At 75.6% G+C, this 13,446-nt stretch carries 10 protein-coding genes and 1 pseudogene; 4 read left to right on the forward strand and 7 right to left on the reverse strand.

Going from position 1 to position 13,446, the window contains the following annotated elements; translation table 11 throughout:
* Window positions 1–150 (forward strand): annotated as a pseudogene (locus WDV06_RS32955) (2-oxoacid:ferredoxin oxidoreductase subunit beta); the annotation flags it as partial.
* An 18-nt stretch (window positions 151–168) separates the two neighbouring features.
* Here WDV06_RS32955 and WDV06_RS32960 read toward each other — a convergent pair.
* The 4 genes from WDV06_RS32960 to WDV06_RS32975 all read right to left on the reverse strand — a co-directional run bounded on the left by WDV06_RS32960 (window position 169) and on the right by WDV06_RS32975 (window position 3,868).
* A complete protein-coding gene (locus WDV06_RS32960; RefSeq protein ID WP_395513488.1) occupies window positions 169–1,014 on the reverse strand; it encodes a patatin-like phospholipase family protein in 846 nt (281 codons plus the stop codon).
* A gap of 69 nt (window positions 1,015–1,083) precedes the next feature.
* Window positions 1,084–1,941, reverse strand: coding sequence for an alpha/beta fold hydrolase (locus tag WDV06_RS32965; protein ID WP_395513489.1), 858 nt, complete (start codon window positions 1,939–1,941; stop codon window positions 1,084–1,086).
* Window positions 1,938–2,525 (reverse strand): TetR/AcrR family transcriptional regulator, encoded by a 588-nt coding sequence (locus WDV06_RS32970; RefSeq protein WP_395513490.1) that lies wholly within the window; start codon window positions 2,523–2,525, stop codon window positions 1,938–1,940. The genes WDV06_RS32965 and WDV06_RS32970 overlap by 4 nt, the downstream gene beginning before the upstream one ends.
* Before the next feature lie 95 nt (window positions 2,526–2,620).
* Window positions 2,621–3,868, reverse strand: a complete 1,248-nt coding sequence (locus WDV06_RS32975; RefSeq protein ID WP_395513491.1) for an FAD-dependent monooxygenase — start codon at window positions 3,866–3,868, stop codon at window positions 2,621–2,623.
* Window positions 3,869–3,998: 130 nt separating this feature from the next.
* Here WDV06_RS32975 and WDV06_RS32980 point away from each other — a divergent pair, with 130 nt between their 5' ends.
* Both WDV06_RS32980 and WDV06_RS32985 read left to right on the forward strand, forming a co-directional pair.
* Window positions 3,999–4,523, forward strand: coding sequence for a toxin-antitoxin system HicB family antitoxin (locus WDV06_RS32980; RefSeq protein ID WP_395513492.1), 525 nt, complete (start codon window positions 3,999–4,001; stop codon window positions 4,521–4,523).
* Between the two features lie 97 nt (window positions 4,524–4,620).
* On the forward strand, window positions 4,621–5,460 hold the full coding sequence (locus WDV06_RS32985; RefSeq protein ID WP_395513493.1) for a DUF4097 family beta strand repeat-containing protein: 840 nt from the start codon (window positions 4,621–4,623) through the stop codon (window positions 5,458–5,460).
* Window positions 5,461–5,478: 18 nt separating this feature from the next.
* Here WDV06_RS32985 and WDV06_RS32990 read toward each other — a convergent pair whose 3' ends face one another.
* From WDV06_RS32990 to WDV06_RS33000, 3 genes are all read right to left on the reverse strand, one after another.
* The gene (locus WDV06_RS32990; protein WP_395513494.1) at window positions 5,479–6,279 is read right to left on the reverse strand and encodes a dimethylarginine dimethylaminohydrolase family protein; all 801 of its coding nucleotides are present in this window, start codon (window positions 6,277–6,279) and stop codon (window positions 5,479–5,481) included.
* 661 nt (window positions 6,280–6,940) lie between these two features.
* Complete coding sequence (locus tag WDV06_RS32995; RefSeq protein ID WP_395513495.1) at window positions 6,941–9,880, reverse strand: BTAD domain-containing putative transcriptional regulator; 2,940 nt, start codon at window positions 9,878–9,880, stop codon at window positions 6,941–6,943.
* A gap of 36 nt (window positions 9,881–9,916) precedes the next feature.
* Window positions 9,917–10,681, reverse strand: a complete 765-nt coding sequence (locus tag WDV06_RS33000) for an SDR family NAD(P)-dependent oxidoreductase (RefSeq protein WP_395513496.1) — start codon at window positions 10,679–10,681, stop codon at window positions 9,917–9,919.
* A gap of 360 nt (window positions 10,682–11,041) precedes the next feature.
* Here WDV06_RS33000 and WDV06_RS33005 point away from each other — a divergent pair, with 360 nt between their 5' ends.
* Entirely contained in the window at window positions 11,042–13,306 is a 2,265-nt protein-coding gene (locus WDV06_RS33005) for an MMPL family transporter (protein ID WP_395513497.1), read from the forward strand.
* The last annotated feature ends 140 nt before the right edge of the window (window positions 13,307–13,446 follow it).

The following is a 13,446-nucleotide window of genomic DNA, read 5'->3' on the forward strand; positions in this document are numbered from 1 at the left end:
CACACCCCCATCGGCGTCTTCCGCGACATCCGGCGCCCCGTCTACGACACCCTCATGGCCGACCAGCTGGACACCGCCGTGGAGCGCTACGGCAAGGCCGACCTGGGGGATCTCCTCACCGGCAGCGACACCTGGACGGTCGCCCGCTGAGGACGGACGGTGCCCGGCCTAGGGAAGGGCTTCCGTCCCCCACGCCGGGCGGAGCAGCGCGCCCGCCTCGCCGGCCTGGCGCAGACCCGCCCGATAGGCCGGCTCCCAGGCGGCCAGGTCGCCCAGGTCCGAGCCGAAAGCGCGCACCGCGGCGGGATCGGGGCCGATGGCCACCACGGCCTCCGCCCCGACCGCCTCCGCCCGCTGGGCGAGGGGTTCACGGGGGGACAGGTGCGCCATCGGCTCGATCACGACCAATGTGCGGGCTCCGGCCGCGAGGTCGACGTTGGTGCCCGATCGCAGCGCACCGTCCATGTAGCGGCGGCCGCCGACGGCGACCGGGGGCGCCGCCCCGGGAAAGGCGCTGCTGGCGGCCACCGCGGACACCAGCGGCACGCCACTGTCGCGGTCCCACACCACGGGCTCGCCGGTCGTCGCGTCCACGGCGGTGATCAGCAGCCGTCGCTGCGGCCACGCGTCGGCGCCGATCAGGGCGGCACGCCCCGCGAGCAGCGCCTCGTCCGCCTCGGGGCTGATGCCGTCGAGCGCGAGCCGGCCGACCCGGCGCCTGGCCTCGCCGGGCTCCAGGCCGGCGTCGCCCAGGACGGCGAACACCTCACGCATCCGTGCGGGGTCCGCCGCGACCCGGTGGGCGTCCGTGCGGGTCGACGCCGCGAGCCGCCCCGGGTTCTGCCCGGTGGCGAGCAGCGCTCCGACGATCGCTCCGGCCGACGTGCCGACGATCAGGTCGGCTTCCCCCACATCCACGCCGTCGCGGCGCAACCCGCAGGCCAGCCCGGCCATCCAGGCCGTGCCGACGGCGCCTCCCGGGCCCAGAACGAGTGCTCGCTCGGAAATGTGCATGACGTCCCCCCTTGTCGAAAGCAGTCGTACCACACCCGACTTCGAGGACTCGGCCCGCGGGGCGCCGGGTCACGGCGTGCGCAGGGCCTCCAGGAGGCGGGCGGCGAAGGGGGCCGGCTGTTCGGCGCAGCCGACGTGGCCGCCCGGGAACTCCGTGAAGGGTGCGCCGGTCAGGGCCGCGAGGCGGGTGGCCGGGCCGTGCAGGGCCGGGATGTCGCGGGAGTCCTCGCCGGCCGCCAGGACCAGGCGGCCGGCGGCCGCCCGGAGAGCCGGTACGTCCGGGGTGCTCGATGTGAACGGGTACAGGACGTGTTCCAGGAAGAACGGCTGGTTGGCGTACATGCGCGGCGCCATCTCCAGGATCTCGGGCGGCAGTTCGGCGGGCTCCTCGTCCCGCTCCGGGGCCCCGCCCAGCCCCTGGGCCATATGGGCCATCCCCGCGGCCGGCCCCCGCGTCCGGGTCAGCTCGCGCACCTCGGCGAAGAGCGCCCGGTACGGCGCCGGATCCTCCAGCACCTCCACGAGCGGCGGCTCGTGCGCCACCACCCGGCGCACCCGTTCCGGGTGGCGGGCCAGCAGGGCGAGCGCGGCGACGGCGCCGGCGCTGCACCCGAGGACGTCCGCCGGCGCGTCGGGGGAGACCAGGTCCAGGATCCGGCGGGCGTCGTCGGCCCAGTCCTCCACCCGCTGGTCGCCGGCCGGGCCGTCGAGGGTGCTGCGGGACTGGCCCCGGGGGTCGAACGAGACCACCGTGTGCCCGGCGGCGGCCAGGGCCGGGGCCATCCCCGCGTACAGGCCGGCGTCCGCTCCTCCGCCGGGGATCAGGAGCAGGACGGGACCGCTGCCGCGCCGCTCGTGGTACAGCGTGGCTCCCGGGACGCCGAGCGTCCCGGTCACGGGCGTGGTCGTGGTCGTGGGCGTGGTCATCGTGGGTCCCCCTCGTTCCTCGGCGGCCAGTTCGTCAGGGCCGTGTGGAGTGCGTCGAGCCCGCGCGCCCAGGACGTCCGGACCTCGCGGGAATGGCCGAAGGCGCCGCTCAGCTCCAGGTGCACGTAGCCGTGGAAGGTGGCGCGCAGCAGCCGGGCCGCGTCCGTCAGGTCCGGGTCCTCCAGCCCGTAGCCGCGCAGCATCCCGTACGTGAGCTCGACGCTGCGCAGGAGGCCGGCCGATCCGGCCACCTCCTCCGGCTCGAACCGCATCTGCGAGGCGGCGTAACAGCCCGGGTGTTCCAGGGCGTACTCCCGGTAGGCGTCGGCGAACGCGACCAGCGCGTCCTTGCCCGACCGCCCGGCCACGGCGACCGCGATCCGCCCGGTCACCTCCTCGCCGGCCAGCAGCGCCACCCGCACCCGCAGTTCCCGCAGGTTGCGCACGTGCGAGTACAGGCTCGCGTCCTTGACGCCGAACCGCCGGGCCAGCGCGGACAGCGACACCTTCTCGATCCCGACCTCGTCCGCCATCTCGGCGGCCGCCTCCGTGAGCCGTGCGGCGTTGAGTCCTGCGCGCACCATCCGGAGCCTCCTCTGCGACTGCGGCCATGCCTAGTTTCTCTAGGGCTAAAACTAGAGGGTCTAGGTTGTGGTTGTCCAGCCGGATTCCGCACGGGCTAACGGGCGGTGAGTTCGGCGGTGTAGTCGCGCAGGGTGATGTTCTCGGCGGCCTTGCGGGCGATCCTCGCGGGCATGTTCCTGCCCGGCAGGTACGGCATGACCTTGTAGTAGCGGTTGAGGAACCCGGCGAGCAGCCGGCTCTCGGGGACCATCAGCCGGGCCACCCCGTCGCCCATCTTCTGGCAGCCCTCCGCGTACGCCCGCATCTCCCGCTCGTAGCGGGCGAAGGCGGTGCGGTGGTCGCCGCGCGCGGCGGCGAGCTCCCCGGCCAGGACGTACGCGCCCACCAGTGCGAGTCCCGAGCCCATGCCCGAGAGGGACGAGGGGCAGTAGGCGGCGTCGCCGACGAGGGCGACCCGGCCGCGCGACCAGCCGTCCATCCGGACCTGCCCGACGGAGTCGAAGTAGAAGTCCGGGGCCTCGCGCATCCGTTCCAGCAGCCGCTCGCTCTCCCAGCCGTTGCCCGCGAACCGCTCGGTGAGCAGCGTCTGCTGGCGGGTCACGTCACGCCGGTCGAGGTCGAGCAGCGGGGAGCCGAAGTAGAAGACGGCCTTGGCCTCGGTGTTCTCGCGGGCGCTGTAGACGGCCACCAGTCGGTTGGCGGTGCGGTACGCGTGCCCGGTGCGGTCCAGGCCGAGGTGGTTGTCCGTGGTGAAGATCGCGCAGTAGACGCCGAGGTGCTTGACGAAGTGCTCCTCCGGCCCGAACACCAGGCTTCGGGTGCGCGAGTGCAGGCCGTCGGCGCCGACCACCAGGTCGAAGCGGCGGGGCGCGCCGCGCTCGAAGGTGACGTGGACGCCGTCGGCGTCCTCGGCGAGGGAGGTGACGGAGTCCCCGAAGACGTACTCGGTGTGCTCCTTCGTCGCGTCGTGGAGGATCCGGGCCAGGTCCCCGCGGAGCACCTCCAGGTCCCCGGCGAACAGGTCGGCGGGCAGCTTCGCCTGCGGCTTGCCCGCGGCGTTGACGTAGGACATGGAGCCGGTGCCGGTGCGGGCGGCCCTGAGCTCGTCCAGGACGCCCATGCGGCGCAGCACCGCCATGTGGGCCTCGCCCCGGAAGTCGACGGCGTACCCGCCGTCGCGCAGGGCGGGGGCGCGCTCGACGATCGTGGGGGCGAAGCCGTGGCGGTGGAGCCAGTAGGCGAGCGCGGGGCCGGCGACGGAGGCGCCGGAGATCAGCACGGTCCGGGCGGAGCGGACGCCGGCGGTGGCGTGGGCGGCGGTGTTCGCGGTGGTGTGGGTCATGGGCACAGGCTGCGCGGGGGTGCTCACCGCGCGCTCACCGCCGGCTCACCACCGGCCGCGGTGACGTCCGCGCAGGCCGTGGCACACGTCGAATCTGGTCATGGTGCCACATATGTGCCATAGTGGCGCCATGGATCTGAGGCCGTACGTAGAGAACCTCCGGCACGAGCTCGCCGTCGCCGCCGACGCGGGCGGGGACGAGGCCCGCGCCCTGGCCGGCCGGCTCACCGCCCCGCTGGAGTCGGCCGCCCGGCTGACCCTCCTGAACGCGCTGTCCGACGCGATGGACGAGGTCACGCGGGACCTGGCGCCGGGTTCGGTCTCGGTCCGGCTGCGCGGCCTGGACCCCGAGTTCGTCGTGAACGTCCCGGAGACCGAGCCCGCGTACGACGAGCGCCCGGCCGCCCCGGCCGCCGCGCCGCCGGTACCCGTCCTCCCCGAGACCGACGAGGGCGGGACGGCCCGGATCAACCTCCGCCTGCCCGCCCACCTCAAGGCCCGCGCCGAGGAAGCGGCCGTCCGCGAGGGGATCTCCGTCAACTCCTGGGTGGTCCGCGCCCTGTCCGCCGCCCTGTCCGGCGCCGCCGCCGAGCAGCAGCCGGCCGGGCTGCGCCGCACCCGCACCGGACAGAGCTACACCGGCTGGGTGCGCTGACCCGGGCCCCGGACCGACCGGCACCCCCCCACACGCCCTTCTTCGCTTCGCCCGCCCGACCGGCGGGAACCCGCACCACGTTGAGGATCGGACCGCCATGCTGAGCTTCGAGACCCCCGCACCGATCGCCGTCTCCGTCGAGATCGAGGTGGGATCCGTCCTCCTCACGGCCGGCGAGCGGCCGGACACCGTCGTCGAGGTGCTGCCCGCCGACCCCGCCGACCCGGAGGACGAGCGCGCGGCCCGGGAGAGCAGGGTCGACCACGCCGACGGCACGCTGACCGTACGCGGCCCCAGGAAGCGCCTCCCGTTCGGCCGGATCGGCTCGGTCGAGGTGCACATCGAGCTGCCGGCCGGCTCCCGCGTCCGCGCCTCCACCGGAGTGGGCGCCCTCGTCCTGGACGGGGCCTACGGCGCGTGCGTCCTGAAGTCCGGCGCCGGGAACCTCCGGGTGGGCGAGGCCGGCCCGGTCGAACTGCGCACCGGCCACGGCGACGTCCTGCTGGACCGCTGCGCCGGTGACGCCGAAGTGCACGGCGCGGGCCGGATCGCGCTCGGCCGGGTCGACGGCGCGGCGACCGTCAAGAACCTCAACGGCGACACCGAGATCGGCGAGGCCACCGGGGACGTACGGGCGAACAGCTCCAACGGCGCCATCACCGTCGAGCGCGCGCACGGCTCCGTCACCGCCAAGTCCGCCAGCGGCGCCATCCGGGTCGGCGGTCTGGCCCGGGGCAAGGCCGACCTCCAGACGGCCGCCGGCCGGATCGACATCGGCATCCGCGGCTCCGTCGCCGCCTGGCTCGACGTCACCTCCCGCCTGGGCAAGGTGCACAACTCCCTCGGCCCTTCCGAGGGCCCCGAGGGCTCCGACGGGGTCGTCGAGGTCAGGGCCCGTACGGCCATGGGCGACATCGTGATCACCCGCGCCGCCTGACGGCCGCCCCCGGCCGGCCTAGGCCGGGAGGCGGTTGTCGAGCGTGAGGGCGGTGCAGCGGACCCCGCCGCCGCCCTTGCGCAGCTGCGTCGTGTCGAGCTCGACCACCGTGGAGCCCCGCTCGCGCAGGGTCGCCGCCAGCCGGGGCGCGCCGGTGGTCATCGTCACGGTCCTGCCGTCGCTGATCAGGTTGAGGGCGAAGGCGCGCGCCTCCTCCGTGCTCACCTCGATGAGGTCGAGCCCGAGGGAGCGCAGCGTGCCGACGCTCTCCGGCTCCAGCGCGCCCGGGTGGTAGGCGAGCGTGGCCTCGTCGATCACGGCCACGGCCAGGTCCAGGTCGTACCACTGCTCCCCGGCCGTGCGCAGCGGCACCACCTGATGGCCCGTCAGATCTGCCAGTACGTCGTGCATCCGCCGGTCCGTGCGCTGCCCGTGGCCCGCCAGCAGCAGGTCCCCGCAGGCCAGGGCGTCGCCCTGGCCGCTGAAGGAGTACGGGGCGTCGAACACGTCGATGCCGTTCTCCTTCAGCCAGGACCGGAAGTACGGGATCTCCGCGGCGCGGGCGGCGGGCGGGTCGCCGAGCACGGCCCGGTCGCCGCACACCCAGGCCCCGTTGGCCGTGTACACCATGTCGGGGCACTCCGGCGCCGACGCCATCCGGTGGACCGTGCGGCCGGCAGCGAGGTGCGCGGCGGCGATCGCGTCGTGCTCGCTGACGGCGGCCCGCGCGTCCGGCTGGACGCTCGTGTCCATGTACGGGTTGATGACGTAGTCGATGCGGAAGTGAGCGGCATCGGACATCAGCAGTTCGGTGTTCATCCATGGGCTCCAGGGGCGGGGTTGGGGGCCTGGGGTGGCGGGGCTGGTCCGGACGGTGGCAGAGCCGGGCGGACCCGAGCGGAACGGAAGGCGACCACCGGGTGGTGTGCACCCGGCGCCCGGACGCGCCGCCCCGGGGCAGCGGGGCGCGGGCACGCCTCACGGCCGCACCGGGTCCGGTCCGCCGCCGTGCCCGGAGGACCGGGGCTCCCGCGGGACCGGGTGGAGCGCCCGCCCCGGCCGGCGGTCCCGAAGGGGCCGGGGGCGGGCGCCGTCGCCGCGTTCGAGCATGGCAAGCACCGCCTCCCTCGGGCAATGCCCGCGCCCCCGGCCCGCCCCTCCGCTGTCCCGCCGGCGGGACAGCCCCCGCAGGCCCCCAGCCGGCCGGCGGGCCCGGGGACTTCGCCGGGGGCCGGCGTCCGGGAGGCGCATGCGGCCCGCACCCGCCGCATGCCGGACATCCAGGTCGCGGAGGCCCCGGGGGCCCGCTCTGAGATCCCCTCGTCCACCCACACGGCCTCGTCGCCGAACGCCCGGTTCAGCGGGGGCCGTGACGGGCCGGACCCGGAGCGCGTGGCAAGGCCCGCTCGTGGGAAGCCCTTTCGGTGAAGGGGACGCGGAGAGCCGGTTCGCCGCTCGTGGCCACGGGGCCGTCCCCGCGTCAGGGCGCGTGCGCGGCCACCGTGTCGGCGATGTCCTGCGGCAGGCCCAGCAGCCGCAGCGCGGCCGGGCCCGTGCCGCCCACCACGGCCGCCGCCGACGCGGCGGCCTCGGCGTAGCGGGAGCGGGCCGCCGCCCGGTCCCCGCACGCCTCCGCGATCCGGCCCAGCCCGGCCAGGGCCCGCACCCGGCTGCCCGCGCTCTTGACCCAGTGCGGGTCGATCCGCTCCAGCGCCTCCGTGTACAGGCTCTCGGCCCGTGCCCGGTCCCCCTGCCGCAGGGCCAGGTCGCCGAGCCCGCGCAGGGCCGCCGCCAGGGCGGCGGAACCGCCGGCCCGGCGGGCGAGGGACTCCGCCCGGGCGTAGTCGGCGCCGGCCCGCTCCGGGTCCCCGTCCACCAGGTGGTCGGCCCGGTTGACCAGCAGGTCGGCGCTGTCCTCCAGGGCGCCGAGCCGCTCCGTCAGCGCCAGCGCCTCGTCGGTCAGCGCCACCGCACCCGCCCGGTCCCCGCGCGCCGCCGCCATACCGGCGAGCACGTCCAGGACCAGCGCCCCGCCCCAGCGGTCGCCGGTCGCCCGGAACCCCTCGGCGGCCTCGGCGAAGGCCCGTTCGGCGGCGGCCGGGTCGCCCGCCCCGAGCGGCCCGAACCCGGACACGTACGCGGCCACCGCCCGCACCCACGGCTCGGGGCGTCCGCGCTGCGCCGACACCAGGGCGAACGCGTCCAGCGGATCGGCCTCCGTCGCGTTGCGCAGCATCCACACCAGCAGCACCACGGGATACCGCCCGCCCGGACCGTCCCCGTCCCAGGCGGCGGCCAGCAGTTCCCCGGCCCGCGCCCGGTGGCGCCGCCACGGAGCGAGCCCGCCGGGGCCGCCCGCCGCCAGGAGCACGCACGCCGCGAACTCCTCGCCCAGCCCGGCCGGTGGAGCCTCACCGACGGCGTCGAGCACGGCCGCGGCCTGCACCGCGACCGACCCGGACACCCCGCGGATCCACAGGTACGTCGAGGCGGCGGCCAGCAGTTCCAGGGCCGTCTCCCAGTGGCCGTCCCCGACCGCGCGGCCGAGTGCGGACAGCAGGTCGCCGTGCCCGGCCGCCAGCCGCTCCAGCCACTCCAACTGCCCGGCGCCCCGCAGCAGCGGATCGGCCGTGCGGGCCAGCTCCAGCACGTACCGCGTGTGGGCCCGTCCGGCGGACGCGGTCTCGCCCGCCTCCTCCAGCCGCTCGGCGCCGTACGCCCGGACCGTCTCCAGCATGCGCAGGCGGCCGCCCGAGAGCTCCAGCAGCGACTTGTCGACGAGGGACTCCAGCACCTCGGACCCCAGCACGCCGGACCCCGGCCCCTCGGACCCCGGCGCCCCGCCGCCCGCACGGCACACCGTCAGCGCCGCCCGTGCCGTCGCGCCCCCGGGGAACACGGTGAACCGCCGCGCGGCCCGCTGCTCCTCCCCGGACAGCAGGTCCCAGCTCCAGGCGACCACCGCGCGCAGGGTGCGGTGGCGTTCGTCGGCGCCGCGGTTGGCGCGCGCGGCGGCCATCCCGAGCCGGTCGTCCAGCCGTTCTGCCAGATCGTCCACGTCCATCGTGCGCAGCCGGGCCGCCGCCAGCTCGATGGCCAGCGGCAGGTTGTCGAGCGCCGCGCAGATCCGCTCCACCCGCCCCGGTGCGGCCGTGAACCCGCGCCGCACCGCCGAGGCCCGTTCGGTGAACAGCCGTACGGCCGCCGCGCCCTCCAGCGGTCGTACCGGCCACAGGTGCTCCCCGATGACGCCCAGCGGCTCCCGGCTGGTGGCCAGGATCCGCAGCCGGGGGCAGACCGCCAGCAGCCGGCCGGCCAGCGCGGCGGCCTCCCCGGCGAGGTGCTCGCAGTTGTCCAGGACCAGCAGCAGCACCCGGTCCGCCAGGGCCGTCGCCAGCCGGTCCACCGGGCCCTGCCCGCCGCCGGGCTGGAGGCCGTTCTCGCGCAGCCCGAGCGCCGCCAGCACCGCCTGCGGCAGTCCGGATCCCTCGCGCAGCGAGGCCAGCGCGACGAAGCACACGTCGTCGTCGGCGGCCCCGGCGGCCTCCACCGACAGCCGGGTCTTGCCCACCCCGCCGGGCCCCACCAGCGTCACCAGCCGCGCCACCCGCAGCATCCCGGCCACCTCGGCGGCCTCACCGTCGCGGCCCACGAAGGAGGTCAGCTGGGCGGGCGGGCGGACCTGCGCGGGGGAGGGGTCGAAATCCAGCAACTCCCGGTGCAGGGAGACCAGTTCGGCCGAAGGGTCGCTGCCGAGCTCGTCGGCCAGCCGGCCGCGGGTCTCCTCGTACGCGGCGAGGGCCTCCGCCTGCCCGCCCTCGGCGGACAGGGCTCGGATCAGCAGGGCGGCGAGGCGTTCGCGCAGCGGATGGAGGCCGGTCAGCCCGCGCAGCTCGGCGACGGCGCCGCGGTGGCGGCCGAGCCGCAGTTCGGCCTCGATCCGGTCCTCCAGCGCCCCCAGCCGCAGCTCCTCAAGCCGCACCCGGGCGGTGTCGCCGCCGGACAGGTGCGCCAGGTCGGCCAGTGCCGGTCCGCGCCACAACTCCAGTGCTGAGCAGAGGAGTTGATGGGCCCGCCCGGGGTCCGCGCCGGCCAGCGCGGCCCGTCCCTCGCGGGCCAGCCGCTCGAACCGGCCCGCGTCCACGTCCTCGGGATCCACGGCCAGCCGGTAGCCCGCCCCGGCCCGCTCGATCACGTCGGCTCCCAGGGCCGCGCGCAGCCGGGACACCTGGGACTGCAGCGCGTGCGCCGAGAGCGAGCCGTCCGGGGCCATCTCGTCCGCGAGCCGTTCGGCCGCCACCACCTCCCGGGGGCGCACCAGCAGCAGGGTCAGCAGGGCTCGCCGGGCGGGTCCCCCGAGGGGGACCTCCGTGCCGTCGTCGCGCCGGGCCAGGGTCTCGCCGAGGATGCAGAACCGCATGCCGGTGATTATCCACGGCGGTCGATCATCCGATGATCATCCGAGGGGGCCGAGCCAGGTGCCCCCGGAGACGTCCACGGTCTGCCCGGTCATCCACCGTCCCTGCGGCCCCGCCAGGAAGCCGACCACGTCGGCGACGTCCTCCGGCTCGCCCAGCCGTCCGAGCGCGGTGATCCCCTCCAGTGCGGCCACCACCTCCGGGACGGCCGTGTAGCCGGCGGTCATGTCGGTGCGGACGGCGCCCGGCGCGACCGTGTTCACCGTGATGCCGCGCCGGCCGAGCTCGTTGGCCAGCGAGGGGGCCATCGCCTCCAGGGCGGCCTTGGTGACGGTGTACCCGATCTGGCTCGTCACCGCGAAGCGGCTGGCCGTCGAGCCCATGTTGACGATCCGCCCGCCGTCGTTCAGCAGCGCCAGCGCGCGCTGGATCACGAAGAACGGTGTGGTGACGTTGACCGCCAGCAGCCGGGCGAACTCCTCCTCGGTGACCTGGCCGATCGAACTGCCCGAGCCGATGCCCGCGTTGTTGACGAGGACGTCCAGCCCGCATCCGCCCAGCCCGGCGGTCAGCCCCTCGAACAGGGCGTCCACCGCGCCCTCCTCCCCGAACCGGGCCCGCACCGCGAAGGCGAGTCCGCCCGCCTCCTCGATCCGCGCCACCGTCTCCAGGGCCGCCTCCTCGTTGCCGCCGTAGTGGACGGCGACCAGGGCCCCCTCGGCCGCCAGCCGCAGGGCCACCGCCCGGCCGATCCCCCGGGAGGCGCCCGTCACCAGTGCCGTCCTGCCGTTCAGCGTGCCCATGACCTGCTCCTTGTTCCGAGCCGGACCTCCGTGGTCCGGCGACGGGGACCAAGGTCGCCCGGCCCGCTCACCGCGCCCTCACCGTCCGCTCACCGCACCCGGTGGAGTTGTGATGGTGCCAGGATGGTGTCGGGATGGAGCCCCCTTATTTTTCGCGTATTTCGCGGGCTACCGAGGGAAACATCTGCCAGGCTGCGAGAGCCTTTGGTGCCATGCTGTGGAGAGGTGGCGCCAGAAAATGCACCTACACGGCCCCTTGTGGCGCCACGGATATGTCATAGTGGTGCCATCGATCGGGTCCCGTGTGCACGGGACCGCTCCTCCTCATCGTCGACACACCCCCACGGGAGTCTGTTCGCCATGGCCACCTTCCTCTACAAGACGGGCCGGTTCGCCTTCCGGCGGCGGGGCCTGGTGACCCTGCTGTGGCTCGCCGTCCTGGTCGCCGTCGGCCTCGCCGCCTCCACCGCCCCGCCGCCGCCCGCCGACACGTTCTCCATGCCGGGCACCGAGTCCCAGCGGGCCTTCGACGTGCTCAAGGAGAAGTTCCCGGCCGCGAGCGCCGACGGCGCCACGGCCCGCGTGGTCGTCCGGGCGCCGGCCGGGCAGAAGCTCTCCGACCCCGCCCAGAAGGCCAAGGTCGACGGCCTCGTCGCCGCCCTCGCCAAGGCGCCCGAGGTGGTCTCGGCCTCCGACCCCTTCGCGGCCGGCACCGTCAGCAAGGACGGCACCACCGCCTACGCCGTCGCCGGGTACAAGGTCTCCGCCCTCAAGCTGACCGACGCGGCGCACGACGGACTCGACGCCGTACTGGAGAAGGGCCGGGCCGACGGCCTGACCGTCGAGGCCGGCGGTGACGCCGTCAAGGTCGAGGCCCCCATGGGCGGCGCCGAGGGCATCGGCATCCTGGTCTCCGCCGTGGTCCTGCTGCTCACCTTCGGCTCCCTGGCCGCCGCCGGCATGCCGCTGCTCACCGCCGTGATCGGCGTGGCCGTCGGCAGCGCCGCCGTCACCGCCCTCGGCAGCACCCTCGGCCTGTCCGCCACCACCGGCACCCTGGCCATGATGATCGGCCTCGCCGTCGGCATCGACTACGCCCTGTTCATCATCTCCCGCTACCGCGCCGAGATCTCCGAGGGCCGGGACCGTTCCGACGCCGTCGGGCGCGCCGTCGGAACGGCCGGCTCGGCCGTGGTCTTCGCCGGCCTCACCGTCATCATCGCCCTCGCCGGCCTCGCCGTCGTCAACGTCCCGATGCTCACGAAGATGGGCCTCACCGCCGCCGGTACCGTGGCCCTCGCCGTCCTCATCGCGGTCACCCTCGTCCCCGCGCTGCTCGGCTTCGCCCCCGTCAAGGTCATGCCCCGCCTGGAGCGGCGGGCCATCCAGGGCAAGCCGCTCACCGCCCGCCTCCAGCGCCGGGCCGACCGGCTCGCCGCGCGGACCAAGCCCAACCTGGGCACCCGCTGGGCGCGGTTCGTCGTACGCCGCCCCCTGCTCGTCCTGGCCGTCGGCGTCCTCGGCCTCGGCACCCTCGCGGTGCCCGCAGCGAGCCTCCGGCTGGGGCTGCCCGGCGAGGGCACCATGGCGCCGGACACCACCCAGCGCAAGGCCTACGACATGCTGTCCGAGTCCTTCGGGCCCGGCTTCAACGGCCCGCTGACCATCACCGTCCAGGCCAAGGACGCGGCCGCCGCGGCCGGCGCCGTCGGCCGGGAACTCGCGGCCGTCGAGGGCGTCGCCACGGTGACCCCCGCGACGCCCAACGCCGCCGGTGACACCGCCGTCCTGGGCGTCGTCCCGTCCTCGGGGCCCACCGAGCACCGGACCGAGGAACTGGTCGCCACCCTCCGCGCGAAGGCGGGCGCCATCGAGGCGGACACCGGGGCCGAGATCCTGGTCACCGGCCAGACCGCCCTGTTCATCGACTTCTCCCGGACCCTGGACGAGGCGATGCTGCCCTACCTGGGCCTGGTCGTCGGACTCGCCTTCCTGCTCCTGGTCCTGATCTTCCGTTCGCTGCTGGTCCCGCTGAAGGCCGCCCTCGGCTTCCTCCTGTCGGTCTCCGCGGCACTCGGCGCGGTCGTGGCCGTCTTCCAGTGGGGCTGGCTCGCCGACGTCCTCGGCATCGAGCAGCCCGGCCCGGTCATGAGCACCCTCCCGATCTTCATGATCGGCGTGGTGTTCGGCCTCGCGATGGACTACGAGGTCTTCCTCGTGACCCGGATGCGGGAGGCGTACGTCCACGGCGCCCGGCCGACCGAGGCCGTCGTCACCGGATTCCGCTACGGCGGACGGGTCGTCAGCGCCGCGGCGATCATCATGACGAGCGTCTTCTCCGGCTTCATCCTGGAGACGAACGACTTCGTGAAGATGGTCGGCTTCAGCCTCGCCACCGCCGTCCTCTTCGACGCCTTCGTGGTCCGCATGGCCTTGGTCCCGGCCCTGTTCGCGCTCCTCGGCCGGTCCGCGTGGTGGCTGCCGCGCTGGCTCGACCGGCTGCTGCCGAACATGGACGTCGAGGGCGAGAAGCTGAACCGGTCGCGCTCCGTCCCGGTCGCGCAGGGCGGCCCCGCCCCGCGGCCCGCCCACCGGGCCGAGGCCGAGCACGACTACTCCGCCTGACCCGCACCCGTACCGGGGGGGGGGGGGGGGGGGGGGGGGGGGGGGGGGGGGGGGGGGGGGGGCGGGGGGGGGGGGGCGGGGGGGGGGGGGGGGGGGGGGGGGGGGGGGGGGGGGGGGGGGGGGGGGGGGGGGGGGGGGGG

It is taken from the genome of Streptomyces racemochromogenes, from assembly GCF_044129415.1.
In the GTDB taxonomy this organism is placed as follows: Bacteria; Actinomycetota; Actinomycetes; order Streptomycetales; family Streptomycetaceae; genus Streptomyces; species Streptomyces racemochromogenes_A.

Coding starts and splice junctions, on each gene's coding strand:
- WDV06_RS32985 (WP_395513493.1), top strand. CDS start 4,621: ATGCTGAGCTTCGAGACCCCCGCACCGATCGCCGTCTCCGTCGAGATC.
- WDV06_RS32975 (WP_395513491.1), bottom strand. CDS start 3,868: ATGACCCACACCACCGCGAACACCGCCGCCCACGCCACCGCCGGCGTC.
- WDV06_RS32960 (WP_395513488.1), bottom strand. CDS start 1,014: ATGCACATTTCCGAGCGAGCACTCGTTCTGGGCCCGGGAGGCGCCGTC.
- WDV06_RS32970 (WP_395513490.1), bottom strand. CDS start 2,525: ATGGTGCGCGCAGGACTCAACGCCGCACGGCTCACGGAGGCGGCCGCC.
- WDV06_RS32990 (WP_395513494.1), bottom strand. CDS start 6,279: ATGAACACCGAACTGCTGATGTCCGATGCCGCTCACTTCCGCATCGAC.
- WDV06_RS32965 (WP_395513489.1), bottom strand. CDS start 1,941: ATGACCACGCCCACGACCACGACCACGCCCGTGACCGGGACGCTCGGC.
- WDV06_RS33000 (WP_395513496.1), bottom strand. CDS start 10,681: ATGGGCACGCTGAACGGCAGGACGGCACTGGTGACGGGCGCCTCCCGG.
- WDV06_RS32980 (WP_395513492.1), top strand. CDS start 3,999: ATGGATCTGAGGCCGTACGTAGAGAACCTCCGGCACGAGCTCGCCGTC.
- WDV06_RS33005 (WP_395513497.1), top strand. CDS start 11,042: ATGGCCACCTTCCTCTACAAGACGGGCCGGTTCGCCTTCCGGCGGCGG.
- WDV06_RS32995 (WP_395513495.1), bottom strand. CDS start 9,880: ATGCGGTTCTGCATCCTCGGCGAGACCCTGGCCCGGCGCGACGACGGC.